Raw genomic sequence first — 20,412 nt, 5'->3', positions numbered from 1 at the left:
GGGAATGTCAGTGAACCATAGCGTCTGCATAACTCGTGCCAGGAAGGCAGGTTGCTCGTGAATTAATCAAGCCGCATCGGCAAATGCCTACTTCCATCCAGCAAGGATCTAGGCATTGACGACCGCTTTCTCTGGCTGCGGCTGCGGCATTTGCAGCGGCACCGTCAGGCGCAGCAGCGTGCCTTGCCCCGGCGTGCTCTCGATGGTCAGTTCGCCGCCCAGCATGCTGGCGCGTTCCTGGATGCCGATCAGGCCGAAACGGCGCGACTTGCGCCGGTCGCCGGGATACATGCCGACGCCGTTGTCCTCGATGCTCATCTTGAGCATGCCGCCGTCGATGCGCAGCGTAATGCGCACGATGGTGGCGCGCGCATGACGGCCGATATTGGTGAGCGACTCCTGCAGGATCCGAAAGACCGCCGTGGCGTGTTCATCATCCATCTGCAAACCGTCGTCGTCGATACACAGTTGGCATGGAATAGCGTTGCGTTGCTCGAACTGCCTGACCTGCCACTCGATCGCCGCCTGCACGCCGAGGTCGAGTACCGACGGCCGCAGATTGTTCATGATGGTGCGGATCGACTTCATCGTGGTGTCGATGTATTCCAGCGCCAGTGCGGTCCGTGTCTTGAGCAGCGGATGCCGCTCGCCGGTGCGCGCGTGCAGCATCGACACGTCCAGGCGCAGGGCGAGCAGGGTTTGTCCAAGTTCGTCGTGAATTTCGCGCGCGATGCGCTTGCGTTCGTCTTCCCGGATTCTTTCCTGGTAGGCAGCCAGCTCGCGCAGCGTTTCCTGCGACTGGCGCAGCGCTTCTTCCACTTGGCTGCGTTCGGCAATTTCATGCTCGAGCTGCGTGACGAGGGTGCGCAATTGCGCCGAGGTCGGCAGCCGCAGGATTTTCGGGATCAGCCACCACAGCAGCACGGCGGTGAGCGTGGCTGAAATCACGGCGGCGATTCGGGTGATGGCGCCGAGCCACGGCCCCGGATACCAAGCCGTCGCCGCGGATGCCAGGTAGGAGCTGCCGCCGGCGAAGAGGAAGATGGCAAACAGGGCGAACATCCACCGGTAGCGGAGCCGCTGGCGCTTGCAGGCGAGATAGAGCAGGCCGGCGGCAATGCCGAAGTAGGCAATCGCCATGGCCGCATCGAGATAAATCCACGCCAGCGAGGACATCCACACGTGGCCGTTTCCCTGCACGGCGAGCCCGCCGCTTGCGAACCAGTTGGACAAGATGCCCGGCATGCGCTCTCCTTCGCTGATGCCCGCCATTTCAGCCCATTGCGGCCACGGCAGGCGGCGCCAGGATGCGCAAAGCGCGACCGGCGCCTGATGCTGATGTTTCCCAAATGATGCATCCAGGCGGCATGAAATAAGGCTTTCCGCCCGAATGAAAGTATGCAGCTAGTGTAGCAGGAGTGATAACGTTTTCTGCCGATCGGTGTTGACCGCGTGAGTACAACGCAACGAGGAACGTTCTGCACAGAAAAAAGGAGCAGCGCGATGACTCGGGCTGCTCCTCGTGATGACGGGACGCATTATGCGCCCCGGAATGATTGCTATCGATTAATAGCTAGTTAATGGTGCTGGCTGGCCATTCTTGAAGTTGAAGATGGTGACCGGCGACTGCTTCATGTTGCCCTTCGCATCGAATGCGTAGGTGCCGGCGACGCCCTTGTACGAAGTCTTCGCGATTTCGGCGCCAACCTTGGCCGCGTCGGTCGAATTCGAGCCCTTCATGGCGTTCGCATACAGCATCATGCCGTCATAGAAGGAAGCGGCGTACACATCCGGCTCCTGGTTGAAGCGCTTCTTGTACTTGGACTTGAATTCGGGGCCGGCTGCGGCCTTGTCGAGGATGGCGCCGCCCTGCGCGCACAGCACATTGTCGCCGACCGCGTCGCCGCCGAGCTTGGCAGTTTCCGCCACGCAGACGGTGTCACCGCCGAGCAGCTTGGCAGTCAGGCCGAGCTGCTTCATCTGGCGAGCCATCGGGCCGGCTTGCGGCGCGTAGCCGCCGAAGAAGATCGCTTCGGCCTTCTTCGCCTTCAGGCTGGTCAGGATCGTGCTGAAGTCGGATGCCTTGTCGGTGGTGAACTCATGCGCGACCACGTTCAAGCCGGACGCCTTCGCCTGCTTCTTGAACTCTTCGGCCACACCCTGGCCGTACGCGGTACGGTCGTCGATCACGGCGACGTTCTTGAGCTTCAGTTCCTTGGCCGCGTACAGCGCCATCTTGCCGCCCAGCTGCGAATCGCTGGCGTTGATACGGTACAGGTTCTTGTAGCCCTGCTCGGTGACCTTCGGGTTCGAAGCCACGGTGGCGACGACGGCGCCGCCTTCGTTGTACACGCGCGAAGCGGGGATGGTGACACCCGAGTTATACGGACCGACAACGAACTTCACGCCGCTGTCGATCAGCTTCTGCGCGGCGTTGACGCCGGACTTCGGGTCGCCCTGGTCGTCTTCGGACACCAGCTCGAACTTGACCTTCTTGCCGCCGACGGTGATCGGCTTGGCATTCAATTCTTCGATGGCAAGCCGCACGCCGTTTTCATTGTCCTTGCCGGAAAAGGACTGGGAGCCGGACAGCGGACCGCTGTGACCGATCTTGACGACGACTTCCTGTGCCGATACGGTGCCGGCCAGACCCAACAGGGCGATGCCGCTGATAATCTTGTTTAACATTGTTTTCCTCACTTGAATGGTTCCCGGCTAACCGATTTTGTCGATTGCGCTTGGGCGTTGGCGTGAACCTGATGTTTCACGGAAGTGGATTATGGAGAAGTTCCGGGCAAATTTTCTTGCGTTCTTCTCATGGAATTGGCAAGCGTACAGCAATTTATTTCTCCATAACCCCCAATTTCGAATTAAATTCGGTTTATCGACAGGAATCGACATGGAATACGGAAATTTATATCGCGCCATTCCGGCGCAGCTGCCTGCCGAAATGGCGCAGGTGCTGGCCGGCGCCGGTCCGGCCAGAATCGAGCGCATCGTCTCGCGCGGCCATTGCTCGCCGGCCGGCTTCTGGTACGACCAGCCCGAACGGGAATGGGTGATGGTGCTCAAGGGAGAAGCGGCGCTGCGCTTCGAGCAGGACGACCGGCTGGTGCGCCTGGCCGAAGGCGACTACGTGGATATCGCCGCGCATGAAAGGCATCGCGTGGAATGGACCGCGCAGCACTGCGACACCATCTGGCTTGCCGTGTTTTATTGACGCGCGCCGATATCATTGCGCGAACGTTCCGCAGGCAACGACACTGACCATCTGTCCCCGACCATGAAGAAGAACCAGACCACCTCTTCCCGGATAGCGCAAGCCGAGTTCGGCAAACCGGACGCCGGCTGGCGGCTGCGCCTGTACAGCATCATCTTCGAAGCCGACACGCCGGCCGGGCGGCGCTTCGACCTGCTGCTGATCGCCGCCATCCTGTTCAGCATCCTGGTGGTCCTGGCCGACAGCGTGCAAGCGATCAGCCAGCGCCACGGCACGGCGCTCGATGCGCTCGAATGGGCCATCACGCTGCTGTTTACCGCCGAGTACCTGTTGCGCATGGCATGCGTCAAGCATCCCTGGCGTTATGCCAAGAGCTTTTTCGGCATCATCGACCTGCTGTCGGTGCTGCCGACGTACCTGGCCTTCTTCGTGCCGGAAGTGCACCTGCTGCTCGACATCCGCATCCTGCGCCTGATCCGCATCTTCCGGATTCTCAAGCTGACCATGTATGTGCAGGAATACCAGATGCTGACCAACGCGGTGAGCGCCAGCCGGCGCAAGATCCTGGTGTTCCTGTCGATCGTGATGATGGTGGTGCTGGTGATGGGAACCATCATGTACGTGGTCGAAGGCCCGGAGCAGGGATTCACCAGCATTCCGAAGGCGATGTACTGGGCCATCGTGACCATGACGACGGTCGGCTACGGCGACATGACGCCGCACTCCGACCTCGGCAAGGCGATCGCCTCGCTGATGATGCTGCTCGGCTGGGGTGTGCTGGCGGTGCCGACCGGGATCGTCACGGCGGAAATGACGACGCAGCGCTTGACGCGCGTGGTGACCGCGCGCACCTGCCCCAGCTGCCTGAGCGAAGGGCACGAAGCGACGGCACAATATTGCAAGGATTGCGGCGAGCACCTGCCGCCCTACCGCCACCGCTGAAAGGAACATGCCGATGGATCTGGTCATCCGCAACGCCACGCTGCCTGACGGCCGGCGCGGCATCGACATCGCCATCGAAGGCGCATGCATCGCTGCGCTCGGCCCGGCCCTTGCCGTGCGCGGCGCGCAGGAAATCGATGCGGCCGGCGACCTCGTCACGCCACCCTTCGTCGACGCCCACTTTCACATGGACGCGACGCTCAGCCACGGGCTGCCCCGCATCAACCGCTCCGGCACGCTGCTCGAAGGCATCGCGCTGTGGGGCGAGCTGAAGCCGCAGCTGACGCAGGAGGCGGTCGCCGCGCGCGCCCTGCAGTATTGCGACTGGGCGGTGGCGCGCGGCTTGCTGGCGATCCGCAGCCACGTCGATGTGTGCGACGACCGCCTGCTGGCGGTGGAAGCGCTGCTGCACGTCAAGCGCCAGGTCGCCCCCTACCTCGACCTGCAGCTGGTGGCGTTTCCGCAGGACGGGCTGTTGCGCCACCCGAGCGCGTTCGCCAACCTCAAGCGCGCCATCGCCATGGGCGTCGACGTGGTCGGCGGCATCCCGCATTTCGAGCGCACCATGGCCGACGGCGCGGAATCGGTGCGCCTGCTGTGCGAATTCGCGGCCGAACAGGGCTTGCGCGTGGACATGCATTGCGACGAGTCGGACGACCCGGCCTCGCGCCATATCGAAACGCTCGCGTATCACGCGCACCGGCTCGGCCTGCAGGGGCGCGTGGCCGGTTCGCACCTGACCTCGATGCACTCGATGGACAACTATTACGTGAGCAAGCTCTTGCCGCTCATGCGCGAAGCCGGCGTGGCCGCCATCGCCAACCCGCTCATCAACATCACCCTGCAGGGCCGGCACGACAGCTATCCGAAGCGGCGCGGCATGACGCGCGTGCCGGAGCTGATGGCGGCCGGCATCGATGTCGCCTTCGGCCACGACTGCGTGATGGACCCGTGGTACAGCCTCGGTTCGGGCGACATGCTGGAAGTCGCGCACATGGGATTGCACGTGGCCCAGATGACGTCGCAGGAAGCGATGCAGGCATGCTTCCTGGCGGTGACGCAAACGCCGGCGCGCATTCTCGGGCTGAAAGGCTATGGCCTGGCGCCGGGCTGCCACGCCGACCTCGTGATCCTGGACGCCGGCGACGCAGTCGAGGCGATCCGGCTGCGCGCGGCGCGGCGCTACGTGATCCGGCGCGGGCGCATCGTCAGCCAGTCGCAGCCGGCGCATGCGGCGCTGAACCTGCCGGGGCGGCCGGACAGCGTCGATTTCCGGCTGCGGCGATAGGAGGAATTCCATGAAAAGAAGCATGCAACGCGCGCTGCTCGTCTCGGGCGCGGTGCTGATTGTGCTCGGTGCCGGCACCCTCGCCGGCCTGCATGTGGCCACCAAGGCGCTCAAGGGCCAGGTCGAGCAGGCGCTTGGGGCCGACAGCGAGGTGGGCGACATCGTGGTCGGCTGGTCGGCCATCGAAGCGCGCGACGTGCGCATCCGCGCGCCCAAGGGCTGGCCGGCGCCGGACACATTGCGCGCCGAGCGCGTGGTCGTCACGCCCGACCTGGCCGGCCTGTTCTCGGCCAAGGTGCGTGTGTCGCACATTGCCGTCGACCGGGCCTACGTCTCGGTCTGGCGCACCCGCGACGGCAAGGTGCGCCTGTTGCCCAGCCTGCTGGAAAAGCCGGCGGCGCAAGGAGTGCAGCCCGCCGCCGCGTCGATGCCGACTTCAACGTCGGCGCCGGAAGTCGGCATCGGCAGCATCGAGCTGCGCGACGGCGTGCTGGAATTTTTTGATTCCAGCGTGCGCCAGCCGGCGCACAAGACACGGCTGGAACAATTGCATGTGCGCGTCGACGACTTGCGCGTGCCGAGCCTGGCCGGGCGCACGGGGCTGGCGCTGGACGGCACCGTCAAGGGCGTGAAGCGCGACGGCCGGGTGTCGATCGGCGGCTGGGCCGAGCTGGCGGACAAGAATTCCGACATCGAGACCACGCTCTCCGGCGTCGACCTGGTGGCGCTGCAGCCGTACCTGATCAAGGCGTCGGAAACCGGCGTCAAGCGCGGCACGCTCGATCTCGCGCTGCATTCGACAGTGCGCCGCAACCGGCTGCACGCGCCGGGGACGGTGACGCTCTCCGGGCTGGAACTGGCGCCCGGCAATGGCGCGTTCGGCACCTTCATGGGCGTGCCGCGCCAGGCGGTGGTCGCGGCGCTGAAGAACCGCGACGGCCAGATCGCGCTGCGCTTCACCCTCGACGGCAACCTGAACGACCCGCAGTTTTCGCTCAACGACAGTTTTTCCCGGCGCATCGGCGCATCGGTGGCGGAAACGCTGGGCATCAGCATCGAAGGACTCACGCGCGGCGTGGGCAGCGCCGCGCAGGGCTTGGGCGGGATGGTCAAGAAACTGTTTGGCAAGTAGGCGCCATCTGCCCTGCCGCAATCAATGCGGCGGCGGACGGCGTTACAATCGGCAGGCACTCTTAGCTTTTACACAGGAAACACATGATTCCGCTCGCAACCGCCCTCGCCTTCTTCGCCACGTCGGTCGTACTGGCCATGACTCCCGGCCCCGACAATATTTTCGTGCTTACCCAGTCCGCGCTGCGCGGCCGGCTGGCCGGCATCCTGGTGACCCTGGGCCTGTGCACCGGGCTGATCGTCCATACGCTGGCGGTGTCGCTCGGCGTGGCCGCCATCTTCCAGGCGTCGGCGCTGGCCTTCACCGCGCTGAAGCTGGTCGGCGCGGCCTACCTGCTCTACCTCGCCTGGCAAGCATTCCGCGCCTCGTCGTCCGGCATCGCGATGGGGAAAGGCAGCAGCGCCAGCCCCGGGCAGCTCTATCGCCGCGGCATCATCATGAATATCACCAATCCGAAGGTGTCGATCTTTTTCCTGGCCTTCCTGCCGCAATTCGCCGATCCGGCGCGCGGCCCGCTGACCGGCCAGATGGTGCAGCTGGGCGGCTTGTTCATCGTGTCGACGCTGTTGGTGTTTGGCGCCATTGCCCTGCTGGCCGGCCTGATCGGGCAGCGCCTGAGCCAGTCGCAGCAGGCCGAGCGCGTCATGAACCGGGTGGCCGGCACGGTATTCGCGGCGCTGGCGCTGAAGCTGGCGACCACGCAGCGCTGAAGCAGCGATGACGACACGCTCCGTTTGCCGTCTTTTTCACGCGCAAGAGCGAACCGGCGCGATCGCATCCACTCCAATGAATATCCTTCCTGAAAGATGATGATGCCCCTATTCCGCCTGTTCCTCGCACTCGCCGGCTGGTCCCTGGCCGCACTGGCGTTCGCCGCCGCCGAGCCGTCGCAAGAAGCGCCGGACGACATGGTCAAGCGCGTCACCGCTGAAGTGATGTCCATCGTGCGGCACGACAGGGAAATCAAGTCCGGCAACCCGGAGCGCATCCAGGAAGTCGTCGAGTCGAAGATCCTGCCCTACCTCGACATGCGGCGCGCCACGGCGCTGGCGGTCGGCCATCACTGGCGCCAGGCGACGCCGCAACAGCAGCAACAGCTGATCGATGAATTCCGCTCGCTGCTGATGCACACCTATGCCGGTGCGCTGTCGCAGGTCGGCAACCAGAAGCTGGAGTTCGAGCCGCTGCGCGCCACTCCCGACGCCACCGACGTGGTGGTGCGCTTCCAGGTGCAGCCCAAGCGCAGCGCCGAACCGGTCCAGGTCGGCTACCACCTCTACAAGTCGACCGACGGCTGGAAGGTGTACGACGTCAACGTGCTCGGCGTCTGGATGATCCAGACCTACAAGAGCAGCTTCGCCGCCGAGATCGGCCGCGGCGGCGTCGAAGGCTTGATCCGCACGCTGGAGGAAAAGAACAGGATGCTGGCGGCGCGGTAGCCCGTGCACAGCGCGCAGCGTGCGCTATTCATCGCTGCGCCCGCGCGGCGCAAACGGCAGATAAAACATCTTCATCGCCTGGTTCATCTGCTCGATGAAAACCTGCTGCGTCTGCTCGACCATGCGATCGTAGGCGTCGCGCCGGACGGTGCCTTCGCACTCTTCGGTGACGAACTTGCCGTCTTCGAAGCGCGTCTCGCGGCGCTTCACATGCGCGTCGCCGCCCTGCGCGGAAATTTCGGTATACGAATAGCGGAACGTGAACATCGCGTTCCATGGATCGGGCGGCGTCAGCGGCGCCGGCTGCCGGCGCGGCTGCTCCTCCGTCAGCTGCCACAATGCTTGCCTGAAGATGTCGAGTGCTCTGTTCATGCCAATCTCCATTCAGTGGTGGGGTAACGCGCCGACGGCTTCGCGCAGCGCGTCGTCGACCGATTCCAGCCAGATGAATTGCAGTTCGCGGCGCGCTTCCGCCGGAATGTCATCCAGTTCCTTCCTGTTACGCGCCGGCAGCAGCACGCGCTTGATACCGGCCTGCAGCGCCGCCAGCACTTTTTCCTTGACGCCACCGACCGGCAGCACCAGGCCGCGCAGGCTGATTTCGCCGGTCATCGCGCAATCATTGCTCACCGGACGGTGCGTCAGCAGCGAGCACAGCGCGACATAGATCGCCACGCCGGCGCTGGGGCCATCCTTGGGCATGGCGCCGGCCGGCACGTGCACATGGATGTCGCTGCTCTCGAAGACAGCGGCATCGACGCCGAGTTCTGCGCAATGCGCCTTGACCAGAGTGTGCGCAGCCTGCGCGCTTTCCTTCATGATGTCGCCCAGCTTGCCGGTCAGGATCAGCTTGCCCTTGCCTGGCGTCACGGTCGCTTCGATGAACAGGATGTCGCCGCCGCTCGGCGTCCATGCCAGTCCAGTCGCCACGCCCGGCAGGCTGGCATGCAGCGCCAGTTCGCTCTCGAACGTCTTCGGCCCGAGAATTTCCGCCAGCTGCGCCAACTCGAGATGCATCTGTTGCGCCGAACCCTCGGCGATGCGCATGGCGACATGCCGAAAGACGGTGCCGATCTCGCGCTCGAGATTGCGCACGCCGGCTTCGCGCGTGTAATCGCGGATGATGGCATGGATGGCGGCATCGTCGATGCGGCATTGCTGCTCGGTCATCCCGTCCGCTTCGAGTTGCCGGGGAACCAGGTAGCGGCGCGCGATCTGCGCCTTTTCTTGCGCAGTGTAGCCGGGCAGGCGGATGACTTCCATGCGATCGAGCAAAGGCGCGGGGATAGTGTCGAGCATGTTGGCCGTGCCAATGAACATGACCTTGGACAAGTCGAACGGCTGGCCGAGGTAGCTGTCGCGAAAGTGCGCATTCTGCTCCGGGTCGAGCACTTCCAAAAGCGCGGCGGCCGGATCGCCGTGCATGCCGGCACCGAGCTTGTCGAGCTCGTCGAGCATCATGACGCAATTGCGCGTACCGGCCTTGCGCAGCGCTTGAATGATATTGCCAGGCAAGGCGCCCACGTAGGTGCGCCGATGGCCGCGGATTTCCGCTTCGTCATGCACGCCGCCCAGCGCAACGCGCACGAACTTGCGGCCGGTGGCGCGCGCCACACTCTGCCCGAGCGAAGTCTTGCCCACGCCGGGCGGGCCGACAAAGCACAGGATCGGGCTGTTCCCGGCCGGGTTGAGCTTACGCACGGCAAGGTGTTCGAGGATGCGGCGCTTGACCTTGTCCAGGCCGAAATGGTCTTCGTCGAGAATGCGCCGCGCTTGCCCGATGTCGATGTGTTCCTCGCTTTGGGCCGACCATGGCAGCTCGGTCATCCATTCAAGGTAGGTGCACAGCATCGCGAATTCGGCCGCCGCTTCCTGCATGCGTTCGAGCCGCTGCAGCTCCTTGCGCGTGTGCGCCTCGACCTCGGCTGGCATGTTGGCCTTGAGCAGCGCGGCCTTGAGCTTTTCGACGTCGGCCACGCTGTCCGTGGCATCGCCGAGTTCCTTCTGAATCGTCTTCAACTGTTCGCGCAGCAGGAATTCGCGCTGCCGGTCATCCATGCGCTCCTTGGTCTGCTCGTTGATTTCATGCGACAGCTTCAGCACCTCGATGCGGTCGGACAGAAATTGCAGCACCTTGTCGAGCCGCAGCTGCAAGTTGCGGGTTTCCAGCACTTCCTGCTTCTGTTGCAGCGGCAAATCCATCAGGCCGGTGACGAAGTCGGCCAGCGCCGCCGCCGAACCGATGTTCTGGGTCGCCGTCACCAGTTCGGCCGGCGCCTGCGGCAGCAGGTCGATAATTTCGGCGGCGCGCTGCTTGAGCTGCAGCAGGCGCGCCTGGATGTCATGGCCTTGCTCGTTTTCATCTTCCAGAAATTCGACGCGCGCCACGTGAAACGGATAGCCATCCAAAAATTCCAGCACGCGGATGCGCCGGTCGCCCTGGCACACGATGTAGTGGCCGCTGTCCTGCGACGTCAGGTAGCGCAGGATGTTGGCGCAGGTGCCGATCTGGTAAATCTGCTCGGGCGTGGGCGCCTCGACCTCGGAATCATGCTGCAGCAGCAGCCCGACCGGGCGCTCCGCCCGCACCGCTTCTTGCGCCGCCGCGATCGAGCTTTCGCGCCCGACACTGATGGGCACGATCATGCCGGGAAACAGCACCGTGTAACGCAAGGGAATGATGACCATAGCATCCGCCGGCAATGCCGGAAACTTGCTGGGAGTAGCCTTGATTTCTTCCATTGTCATGGCACTGTCGCTCTCGAGCGCGACTTCGAGGAATTGCCGCTGTTCCGTCTTGATCATCCTAGTCCTCGATGGGTAAAAAGACCGGGGCTGGCGTCAACGGTGGCACATCAACCCGCATTCAGTTCGCGCATTCGTCCCGCGAATTGATCCCAATCTCGGCCTGTTTGACAAGAGTGGCCGCTGGGCTGTTCCGGCGGCAAAGACCTTTAATGTCACAAAGGTGATACCGGAACTTGGCGTGGGAAAAGAAATGGCAGGCGCTGTAGCGCCAAAAGAAATTTTGCGGGAAATCCCGCGCCGGAATGCACGAGCGCCGCGCCGCCCGGCGCAGCGCTCAGATCAAGCCCTCGAACGGCACCACGTCGACGAGGTCGCCCGCATTGACGGCACCCTGCGCGTGATGCAGCACGACCATGCAGTTGGCTTCCGACATCGAGCGCAGGATGCCCGAGCCTTGCGACCCGGTAATACGTACCGCCGGCCGGCCATGCGCGTCGCGCGACAACACGCCGCGCTGGTATTCGGTGCGGCCCGGCTTCTTGCGGATTGCCGCCTGCGACAGGGCCTGCAGGGGCGGCAGCGGCGCGGCGTCCGCGCCCATCATGCGCAGCAGCGCGTCGCGCGCAAAGAAATAGAATGCCACCATCACCGCGACCGGATTGCCGGGCAAGCCGAACAGATAGGCGCTCCTGCCGTTCGATGCGATGCGGCCGAAGGCCATCGGGCGCCCGGGGCGGATGGCGATTTTCCAGAATGCCACTTCGCCCAGCGTTGCCATCATCTGCTTGGTATAGTCGGCGTCGCCCACCGACACGCCGCCGGAAGTGATGACGGCGTCGGCGTTTTCGCAGGCGCTGCGAAATGCCGCCTCCATCGCCGCCGGCTCGTCCCGGACGACACCCATGTCGATCACGTCGCAGCCAAGGCGCGCCAGCATGCCGTACAGGGTGTAGCGGTTGCTGTCATAGATGCAGCCGGGTTCGAGCGGCTCGCCGATGGAACGCAACTCGTCGCCGGTGGAAAAGAAGGCCACGCGCAGCCGGCGCCGCACCGGCACTTCGGCAATGCCGAGCGAGGCGATCAGGCCGAGATCGGCCGGACGCAGGATTTTTCCAGCCCGCAGCGCAGGCTTGCCAGCTTGCAGGTCTTCGCCTTGGCGGCGCCGGTTGTCGCCGGGCTTGACCACGCCGGGCGGAATCGTCACTGCCGTCTCCGATGCATCCTGCGTCAATTCCTGCGGCACCACCGTATCACAGGCGGCGGGCATCGGCGCGCCGGTCATGATGCGCACGCATTCGCCGGCGCCGAGCGCGCCATGAAAACCGCCGCCGGCCAGCACGGTGGCGACCACCTTCAGCGTCACCGGCTGCGCGCCCTGCAGGTCGGCACCGCGCAAGGCGTAGCCGTCCATCGCCGAATTGTCGTGCGGCGGCACGTTGATCGGCGAGATCAGGTCAGCGGCCAGCACACGATCGAGTGCGCTGCGCAAGGCCAGCTTTTCGACCGCCGTCACGGGCGCGACGCACTGGCCGATGATGTGCTGCGCTTGCGCGACCGACAAGGCATCCGGGTCGTAACCGGACAGGCAACTGGTGACTTGGGATAGGCTGGACATCATGGGTTCTCAAAGCGGCGCAATTCTTCCACGGTATTGATATTGCGGAAGGCTGCCTCATCGGGGAAAGGAACGTCGGCTAACCGCAGAGAGCGGCACCAGGTCTCGAACTTGCGCCCGCCGTCGTCCAGATATGCCGTCAGGCTGGGCAGGACGGATACATGCATCAGGCAAAACACCGGGTGCAGCCGGCGCGTGCCGTTTTCTTCGGTGGCGGCCACGGCCAGGTTCGCCTCCTGCGCGGCCAGTGCCGCACGCAGGCGCGCCACTAGGTCGGGCGGCAGGAACGGCGAATCGCACGGTGCCGTCACGAGATAGTCGGTGGCGCAATGCATCAGCCCGGTGTGCAGCCCGGCGAGCGGGCCGGCGAAGCCGGTCAACTGGTCCGGCCAGAGCGGCAGGCCGAATGCGCGGTAGCGCTCCAAGTTCTGGTTGGCATTGATCATCAAGGCCCCCACCTGGGGCGACAGGCGCTCGATGACATGCTTGATCATCGGCATGCCATTCAACGGCTGCAACCCCTTGTCCACGCCCCCCATGCGCGAGCCGCGCCCGCCGGCAAGGACGAGTCCGGTGATCTGGCTAGTGCTGGGTGTCATGAATGGGGCAGGTCGTGGACAAGCGCCGCTCGGCGCAATGCGGCCATTGTAATTCCAGCATGCTTGTCTGTCGAATCGGCAAGCGCCACTCTGCAACCCGCCCGGCAAGATAGGCCAGAACTTAATGCCTTTTAGCCAAGTCCAAGCAGACCCCAAGAGCGATCCTCTTTTTTGGAAAGACAAGCATGGATACCACACTCAATGGCATGAACATCGCGATTCTGGTTACCGACGGTTTCGAGCAGGTGGAGTTCACCGGCCCGCGCGATGCGCTGCTCCAGCAAGGCGCCTCGACCAAGGTGATTTCCGAGAAACACGGCAAGGTGCAAGGCTTTCATCACGACACCAAGGGCGACCAGTTCGATGTCGACCTGACGTTTGGCGAAGCCGACCCGAAGGATTTTGACGGCGTGGTGCTGCCGGGCGGCGTGATGAACGGCGACCACATCCGCATCATTCCCGAAGCACAGCGCTTTGTGCAGCAAATGGATGACGACGGCAAGCCGATCGCCGCCATTTGCCATGGCGGCTGGCTGCTGGTGTCGGCGCGCCTCGTCGACGGCAAGACCATGACCAGCTGGCCGACGCTGCAAGACGACATCCGCAACGCAGGCGGCACCTGGGTCGATCAGGAAGTGGTGATCGACGGCAATCTGGTCACCAGCCGCAAGCCGGACGATATTCCGGCCTTCAACAACAAGGTCGTCGACCTGCTGTTCCAGCGCTTCAGCGGCAGCGTACGCGGCACGCGCGACGAGCAAACCGGCATCGGCCTGGCGGGATAAGCGTTTTGCGCCATCGCCGCGCTCCCCTCTTGCATGAACAAGAGAGGGGAGCGCGGCGCAGGAAAATTTCCTTCGAATCCGGACGGGGCGCTAAGCGCTAATTAATTGCGCGCATGCGACAAGTTAAACCCCTCCACTCCCTCCACCTCGCTCAGTTCGCGCGCCAGTTCGGAAATCGGCGCGCCGCTGTTCTTGCCGAACGCCACGGCCACGAAATGCCATTCGAGCTTGCCGTGGTGCGCCGAAATCGAGATGGAGCCGCCGGCGATTTCATAGCCGCGTTTGATGGCCGCGTCGCGCAGCCGTTCCTCGGTCGGTGAAGCGCCTTCCTTGAAGCGCAGCACAATGGCGATTGCCTGGCGCGACGGCAGCCGGCTCGACAGCTTTGGCACGCCGATCATGCACACGGCCGACAGCAAGGCCAGCAGCATCGCCGACAGGTAAAAACCGACACCGACCAAGACGCCGATCACCGACGCGGCCCAGATCGATGCGGCGGTCGTCAGGCCGCTGATGTTGAAGCCTTCCTTCATGATCACGCCGGCGCCAAGGAAACCGATGCCGGTGACGATGCCCTGGATGACGCGGGTCGGATCGGCGCCCGCGCTGACGGCGACCTGGCCGCCGTACCAGTCGCCCGAATAGCCGGCGATGACGGTCAGCGCGGCCGAGGCCATGCATACCAGGCCGTAGGTGCGCATGCCGGCGGCGCGGCCATGGTAGGCACGCTCATAGCCGACGATCAGGCCCAGCAGCAGCGCGCCGAACAGGCTGAAGAACACCAGGAGATTGGTCGCCACCACTTCGCCGGACCAGAATGCGGCAAGCAGTGAGCGGGACGGCAGGTCGGACAAGAGCTTTTCCAGAAACACTATCGGTTCACCACGTTTGGTTAGTCATCGGTCGCAGCCGCATCAGTTGCTGAAGCGGCGCAAGCCGTCCAGGTCGAGAATCTGAATGCCGCCGTAATCCACTTTCAACAGCCCGGCGCGCTCCAGCACCTGCAGCGCCTGGTTGGCGCGCTGGCGCGACGCGCCGGACAAAAAACCGATTTCTTCCTGCGAGATCTGCAGCAGCGTGTTCGTGCCCGGGTATAGGTGCGTGTTGAACAGCGCCGCCAGACAGCGCGCCACGCGCGCATCGACGTCGAGCAGGCGGTCGAACTCGACCATGCCGATGAATTGGCCGAGGCGCTCGTTGAGCTGCATCAAAAGGAATTTATTGAACGGCAGGCTGGTATCGAGCAGCCACATGAAAGTCTTGGCCGGCATGCGCGCAATGCGCGAATCGCGCAGCGCCACCACGTCGTACTTGCGCGTCTCCTGCTTCAAGAGCGTGCCTTCGCCGAACCAGCCGCCGGCCGTCACGCCGGTGAAGGTGACCGACTTCCCCTCGGGGGACAGGTTGTTCATCTTGACCAGCCCGTCGATGACGCCGATCCAGGCATCGACCTGCTCGCCCTTGCGGCAGATGTAGCCGCCCTTCGGAACGCACTGCTCGACCGTATCCGCTTCCACCCGCGCCATCTGCTCCGTCGTCAGCTGCTTGGCCCAGATCGTCTGGCGCAACACCGCGTTCAGGGAGATTTTTTCTTGGGCCATTGTGCAACGCATCAACGATAGTCAGCGATTCAGGAAGATTGTCAGCCAGATGACAGCGAACGGGAGTAAAACTGCCTAGTATCCTGACAAACAAAAGAAAACAACGGAGACATTGTAAGCCGATCTGAGTGCCGCGGATACCTCTGCGACGCCGGCTTAGTCTGCTCCGCCCCTTGACGACGGTTAGACCTGTTAAGAGAGAGTGGGACGATGGCAGAACACATCAATAGCGCGGGCGAACTGACGTTCCCGCGCATGCTGCTGCAGCATGCGCAAACGCGAGCCGGCCGCCCGGCCTTCCGCGAGAAGGACCTCGGCATCTGGCAAACCTGGAACTGGGCGCAGGTCGCCGACGAAGTGCGCGCACTGGCCTGCGGGCTGGCGGCGATGGGCTTCAAGCGCGGCATGAACCTGGCGATCATCGGCGACAACCGACCGCGCCTGTACTGGGCGATGGCTGCCGCACAAGCCTTGGGCGGCGTGGCCGTACCGCTGTACCAGGACGCGCCGGCGGCCGACATGACCTATGTGCTGGACGACGCGGAAATCGATTTCGCCGTGGTGGAAGACCAGGAGCAGGTCGACAAGCTATTCGAGATCAAGCAAAACTTAAAACGCATCTCGCATATCATTTACGACGACCCGCGCGGCATGCGCCACTACAAGCAGCCGGAGCTGGCGTCGTACGAACAGGTGCAGCAGCTCGGACGCCAGTACGACGCCGAACATGCGGGCTTTTTCATGCACGAGGTGAACGCCGGGCGCGCCGACGACGTCGCCGTGATGCTCTATACCTCCGGCACCACCGGCAAGCCCAAGGGCGTGTGCCAGACCCATCGCTCGTTCATGGCGGCGGCCACCGGCGGCGTCGGCTTCGACAAACTCACTGCCGACGAAGACATCCTGTCCTACCTGCCGATGGCATGGGTCGGCGACCACTTGTTCTCGTATGCGCAGGCGCTGGTGGCCGGCTTTACCGTGAACTGCCCGGAGTCGGGCGACACGGTGCTGACCGATCTGCGCGAGATCGGGCCGACTTATTATTTCGCGCCGCCGCGCGTGTTCGAAAACATGCTGACCACGGTGATGATCCGCATGGAAGACGCGGGCGCGATCAAGCGCAAGATGTTCGCGCACTTCATGGAAGTCGCGCGCCGCGTCGGCTCCGACATCCTCGATGGCAAGCCGGTCGGCGTCATAGACCGGCTCAGCTACGCGCTCGGCAACCTGCTGGTGTACGGACCGCTGAAGAATGTGCTGGGACTGTCGCGCGTGCGCGTGGCCTATACCGCGGGCGCGGCGATCGGTCCCGACCTGTTCCGCTTCTACCGCTCGATCGGCGTCAACTTAAAGCAGCTGTACGGCGCCACCGAAACCTGCGCCTACGTGTGCCTGCAGCCGGACGGCCATATCAAGTTCGACAGCGTCGGCCTGCCCGCTCCCGGCGTCGAAGTGAAACTCGCGCCCAACGGCGAAGTGCTGGTGAAGTCCGCCGCGATGCTCAAGGAATACTACAAGCGGCCGGACGCGACAGCGGAGGTGATCGACGAGCACGGCTACTTCCATACGGGAGATGCCGGCATCTTCGACGAGGAAGGGCACCTGAAGATCATCGACCGCGCCGCCGACGTGGGCAAGATGACCAGCGGCGACATATTCGCGCCGAACTACATCGAGAACAAGCTGAAGTTCTTCCCCTTCATCAAGGAAGCCGTCGCCTTCGGCCACGATCGCGACCGCGTGTGCGCATTCATCAACATCGACATGGAAGCCGTCGGCAACTGGGCCGAGCGGCGCGGCATTGCCTACTCCGGCTACACGGACCTGGCCGGCAAGCACGAGACTTACGAGCTGATCGCCGAATGCGTGGAAAAGGTCAATACCGATCTCGCCGGCGAAGCGCTGATGGCCGGCACCCAGATTCACCGCTTCCTGGTGCTGCACAAGGAACTCGACCCGGACGACGACGAGCTGACCCGTACCCGGAAGGTGCGCCGGCGCTTCGTCGCCGACAAGTACAAGGTGCTGATCGACGCGCTGTATTCCGGCCGCATCTCCCAGTACATCGAGACGCAGGTGAAGTTCGAGGACGGGCGCCAGGGCAAGGTCGCGGCCGACCTGCGCATCGTCGACGTGAAGACCTATTCCTCCCTGAAGAAGGCGGCCTGACATGCATGGCAATCGCAACATCGGCGACGTGATCCTGGACCTGCGCAACATCTGCCTGTCGTTCGGCGGCGTCAAGGCGCTCACCGATATTTCATTCAACGTGCGCGAGCACGAGATCCGCGCCATCATCGGCCCCAACGGCGCGGGCAAGAGCTCGATGCTCAACGTGATCAACGGCGTGTACCGGCCGCAGGAAGGCGAGATCATCTATCGCGGGCAGCAACGGCGCGGCATGGACACCTATGCGGCGGCGAAAAGCGGCATTGCGCGCACGTTCCAGAACATTGCGCTGTTCAAGGGCATGTCGGTACTCGACAACATCATGACCGGCCGTAACCTGAAGATGCAGACCAACTTCCTGCTGCAGGCGCTGTACTGGGGAGCGGCGCAGAAGGAAGAGATCGCGCACCGCAAGAAGGTCGAAGAGATCATCGACTTCCTCGAAATCCAGGCCATCCGCAAGACGCCGGTTTCCCGCCTGCCGTACGGCCTGCAAAAGCGCGTCGAACTCGGGCGCGCGCTCGCGGCCGAGCCGGAAATCCTGCTCTTGGACGAGCCGATGGCCGGCATGAACGTGGAAGAAAAGCAGGACATGTGCCGCTTCATCCTCGACGTCAACGACCAGTTCGGCACCACCATCGTGCTCATCGAACACGACATGGGCGTGGTGATGGATATCTCGGACCGCGTGGTGGTGCTCGATTACGGCAAGAAGATCGGGGACGGCACGCCGGACGAAGTGCGGAGCAATCAGGATGTGATCAACGCCTACCTCGGCGTAGCGCATTAACAGTCTTCCGGCGCGCAACAAGGACAACTATGGATATCAGCTTCTTCTTCGAAGTGTTAATCGGCGGCCTCCTGGCCGGCGTGATGTACGCACTGGTCGCACTCGGCTTCGTGCTCATCTATAAAGCCTCCGGCGTATTCAATTTTGCACAGGGCGCGATGGTGTTCTTCGCCGCATCGACCTGCGTGGGCATCGTCGCCAAGTTCGGCGTGTCGCTGTGGGTCGCTGTGCCGCTGACGATGGCGGCGATGGTGCTGCTTGGCCTGGCCACCGAAAAAATCGTGCTGCGCCCGCTGGTGAACCAGCCGGAAATCACGCTGTTCATGGCGACCATCGGCCTGACCTTCTTCATCGAGGGACTGGCCCAGCTGATCTGGGGCTCCGAAGTGCGCCGCCTGGAAATCGGCATAGAGGACGTGCCGATCCAGTTCCTGCTCGACCAGTTCAACATCGCGGTATCGCAGTTTGATGTGGCATCCGCCGGCATCTGCGCGGTGCTGGTCACCGCACTGGCGCTGTTCTTTTCCAAGACCAAGATCGGCCGCGCCTTGCGCGCCGTGGCCGACGACCACCAGGCGGCGCTGGCAGTCGGCATCCCGCTGCAGCAGATCTGGGGCATCGTGTGGGCCGTCGCCGGTTTCGTTGCGCTGGTCGCCGGCATGCTATGGGGCGCGCGCAACGGCGTGCAGTTCGCGCTGACCTTCGTCGCACTGAAAGCGCTGCCGGTGCTGATTCTCGGCGGCTTCACCTCGGTGCCGGGTGCCATCCTTGGCGGGCTGATCATCGGCGCCTCCGAAAAGCTGGCCGAAGTGTACATCGGCCCGATGGTCGGCGGCGGCATCGAGGGCTGGTTCCCGTATGTGCTAGCGCTGCTGTTCTTGCTGGTGCGGCCGGAAGGGCTGTTCGGCGAAAAGATCATTCGACGGATCTAGTTGGTATCGACGACGCAGTCCAGACATCACGTTTCAACGAACCGGGAATAAACCATGTTCTACCGCGAAGCAGGCCAGTTCAAAATCACCTATCAGGCTGACAGCCAGATCTTCCCCATCCGACAGGACCGCATCGGCGTGGCGCTCTTGCTCGCCGTCGCCTTCCTGGTGGTGCCGTTCGTCGCCTCGCCCTACGTATTTTCGGCGGTGCTGATTCCGTTCCTGATCTTTGCGCTGGCCGCACTGGGATTGAACATCCTGACCGGCTATGCGGGGCAGCTGTCGCTCGGCACCGCCGCCTTCATGGCGGTCGGCGCCTTCGCCTCGTACAACTTCATCCTGCGCGTGCCCGGCATCCCGGTGCTCTTGGCCTTCGTGCTCGGCGGCCTGTGCGCGGCCATGGTCGGTATCGTTTTCGGCCTGCCGTCGCTGCGCATCCGCGGCTTTTACCTGGCGGCGGCGACGCTGGCCACGCAATTCTTTGTGGTCTGGTGCCTGACCAAGATTTCCTGGTTCACCAATAACAGCTCGTCGGGCGTGATCACCGCGCAAAAAATCGTGATCCTCGGCTATGAATTCGATACGCCCGTCAGCAAATACCTGCTCACGCTGTGCATCGTGTGCGTGATGGCGGTACTGCTGAAGAACATGATCCGCACCAACGTCGGCCGCTCGTGGATGGCGGTGCGCGACATGGATGTGGCAGCCGAAGTGATTGGCTTCCGGCCGATGCGCACCAAGCTGCTGGCGTTCGCGGTCAGCTCGTTCTACTGCGGCGTGGCCGGCGCGCTGTATGCGTTCGCCTACCTCGGCACAGTGGAGCCGGAAGCGTACAGCCTGGACCTGTCGTTCCGCATCCTATTCATGATCATCATCGGCGGCGTCGGCTCGATCATCGGCGCCTTCTTCGGCTCGGCCTTCATCGTGCTGCTGCCGATTGTGCTCAACATCGTGGCGCACTCCCTGGCGCTGCCGACGTCGGTGGCGTCCAACCTGGAGCTGATGGTGTTCGGCGCGCTGATCATCTTCTTTTTGATCGTCGAGCCGCATGGCCTGGCGCGCCTGTGGCAGATCGCCAAGGAGAAGCTGCGCCTGTGGCCTTTCCCGCATTAATCAGAACGTTTTCACTGTCTCATTGCTGTTTATAACAAG

The 20,412-nt window shown here is 63.6% G+C and carries 19 protein-coding genes; 11 read left to right on the top strand and 8 right to left on the bottom strand.

Annotated features, from left to right (window positions below):
- Positions 1-108: 108 nt before the first annotated feature.
- Positions 109-1,245, bottom strand: a complete 1,137-nt coding sequence (locus TSA66_RS25360; protein WP_232429404.1) for a sensor histidine kinase — start codon at positions 1,243-1,245, stop codon at positions 109-111.
- 321 nt (positions 1,246-1,566) lie between these two features.
- On the bottom strand, positions 1,567-2,688 hold the full coding sequence (locus TSA66_RS04060; RefSeq protein WP_040039088.1) for a branched-chain amino acid ABC transporter substrate-binding protein: 1,122 nt from the start codon (positions 2,686-2,688) through the stop codon (positions 1,567-1,569).
- A gap of 211 nt (positions 2,689-2,899) precedes the next feature.
- Between TSA66_RS04060 and TSA66_RS04055 the strand changes: the two genes are divergently transcribed.
- The 6 genes from TSA66_RS04055 (at position 2,900) to TSA66_RS04030 (ending at position 8,021) form a co-directional block, all read left to right on the top strand.
- Positions 2,900-3,220, top strand: coding sequence for a cupin domain-containing protein (locus tag TSA66_RS04055; RefSeq protein WP_040039087.1), 321 nt, complete (start codon positions 2,900-2,902; stop codon positions 3,218-3,220).
- A gap of 63 nt (positions 3,221-3,283) precedes the next feature.
- Positions 3,284-4,162 (top strand): ion transporter, encoded by an 879-nt coding sequence (locus TSA66_RS04050; RefSeq protein ID WP_052452614.1) that lies wholly within the window; start codon positions 3,284-3,286, stop codon positions 4,160-4,162.
- 13 nt (positions 4,163-4,175) lie between these two features.
- Entirely contained in the window at positions 4,176-5,450 is a 1,275-nt protein-coding gene (locus TSA66_RS04045) for an amidohydrolase family protein (protein ID WP_040042175.1), read from the top strand.
- A 10-nt stretch (positions 5,451-5,460) separates the two neighbouring features.
- The gene (locus tag TSA66_RS04040) at positions 5,461-6,582 is read left to right on the top strand and encodes a DUF748 domain-containing protein (protein WP_040039086.1); all 1,122 of its coding nucleotides are present in this window, start codon (positions 5,461-5,463) and stop codon (positions 6,580-6,582) included.
- A gap of 83 nt (positions 6,583-6,665) precedes the next feature.
- Positions 6,666-7,292: a LysE family translocator gene (locus tag TSA66_RS04035; RefSeq protein WP_040039085.1), complete on the top strand. Its 627-nt coding sequence runs from the start codon at positions 6,666-6,668 to the stop codon at positions 7,290-7,292.
- A gap of 96 nt (positions 7,293-7,388) precedes the next feature.
- Entirely contained in the window at positions 7,389-8,021 is a 633-nt protein-coding gene (locus TSA66_RS04030; protein ID WP_332309929.1) for an MlaC/ttg2D family ABC transporter substrate-binding protein, read from the top strand.
- A 24-nt stretch (positions 8,022-8,045) separates the two neighbouring features.
- Here the strand turns inward: TSA66_RS04030 and TSA66_RS04025 are convergent, their stop codons facing one another.
- The 4 genes from TSA66_RS04025 to mobA form a co-directional block, all read right to left on the bottom strand.
- A complete protein-coding gene (locus TSA66_RS04025) occupies positions 8,046-8,393 on the bottom strand; it encodes a hypothetical protein (RefSeq protein ID WP_157691595.1) in 348 nt (115 codons plus the stop codon).
- 12 nt (positions 8,394-8,405) lie between these two features.
- Entirely contained in the window at positions 8,406-10,769 is a 2,364-nt protein-coding gene (lon, locus tag TSA66_RS04020; protein ID WP_052452613.1) for an endopeptidase La, read from the bottom strand.
- Positions 10,770-11,103: 334 nt separating this feature from the next.
- Complete coding sequence (gene moeA, locus TSA66_RS04015; RefSeq protein WP_040039082.1) at positions 11,104-12,387, bottom strand: molybdopterin molybdotransferase MoeA; 1,284 nt, start codon at positions 12,385-12,387, stop codon at positions 11,104-11,106.
- Positions 12,384-12,983 carry a molybdenum cofactor guanylyltransferase MobA gene (gene mobA / locus TSA66_RS04010; protein ID WP_040039081.1) on the bottom strand — a complete coding sequence of 200 codons (600 nt, stop codon included), beginning with the start codon at positions 12,981-12,983 and terminating at the stop codon, positions 12,384-12,386. The genes moeA and mobA overlap by 4 nt, the downstream gene beginning before the upstream one ends.
- Before the next feature lie 185 nt (positions 12,984-13,168).
- On the opposite strand from mobA, the gene TSA66_RS04005 reads away from it, so the two are divergent.
- Entirely contained in the window at positions 13,169-13,768 is a 600-nt protein-coding gene (locus TSA66_RS04005) for a type 1 glutamine amidotransferase domain-containing protein (RefSeq protein ID WP_040039080.1), read from the top strand.
- A 101-nt stretch (positions 13,769-13,869) separates the two neighbouring features.
- Here TSA66_RS04005 and TSA66_RS04000 read toward each other — a convergent pair whose 3' ends face one another.
- Together TSA66_RS04000 and TSA66_RS03995 are read right to left on the bottom strand one after the other, a co-directional pair.
- Positions 13,870-14,613 (bottom strand): MgtC/SapB family protein, encoded by a 744-nt coding sequence (locus TSA66_RS04000; RefSeq protein WP_040042173.1) that lies wholly within the window; start codon positions 14,611-14,613, stop codon positions 13,870-13,872.
- 69 nt (positions 14,614-14,682) lie between these two features.
- Positions 14,683-15,369 (bottom strand): Crp/Fnr family transcriptional regulator, encoded by a 687-nt coding sequence (locus TSA66_RS03995; protein WP_232429403.1) that lies wholly within the window; start codon positions 15,367-15,369, stop codon positions 14,683-14,685.
- 210 nt (positions 15,370-15,579) lie between these two features.
- On the opposite strand from TSA66_RS03995, the gene TSA66_RS03990 reads away from it, so the two are divergent.
- From TSA66_RS03990 to TSA66_RS03975, 4 genes are read left to right on the top strand one after another with little or no spacing between them, the layout of a single operon-like run.
- A complete protein-coding gene (locus TSA66_RS03990; protein ID WP_198358706.1) occupies positions 15,580-17,538 on the top strand; it encodes an AMP-binding protein in 1,959 nt (652 codons plus the stop codon).
- A 1-nt stretch (position 17,539) separates the two neighbouring features.
- Entirely contained in the window at positions 17,540-18,328 is a 789-nt protein-coding gene (locus tag TSA66_RS03985) for an ABC transporter ATP-binding protein (RefSeq protein ID WP_040039078.1), read from the top strand.
- Between the two features lie 35 nt (positions 18,329-18,363).
- Positions 18,364-19,260: a branched-chain amino acid ABC transporter permease gene (locus TSA66_RS03980; protein ID WP_198358913.1), complete on the top strand. Its 897-nt coding sequence runs from the start codon at positions 18,364-18,366 to the stop codon at positions 19,258-19,260.
- Between the two features lie 54 nt (positions 19,261-19,314).
- Positions 19,315-20,373 carry a branched-chain amino acid ABC transporter permease gene (locus tag TSA66_RS03975; protein WP_040039076.1) on the top strand — a complete coding sequence of 353 codons (1,059 nt, stop codon included), beginning with the start codon at positions 19,315-19,317 and terminating at the stop codon, positions 20,371-20,373.
- Positions 20,374-20,412: the final 39 nt, after the last annotated feature.

The sequence above is a fragment of the Noviherbaspirillum autotrophicum genome (assembly GCF_000818395.1).
In the GTDB taxonomy this organism is placed as follows: Bacteria; Pseudomonadota; Gammaproteobacteria; order Burkholderiales; family Burkholderiaceae_D; genus Noviherbaspirillum; species Noviherbaspirillum autotrophicum.
The sequence above is the reverse complement of the archived record's forward strand: the minus strand, read 5'-3'. Positions and strand labels throughout refer to the sequence as shown.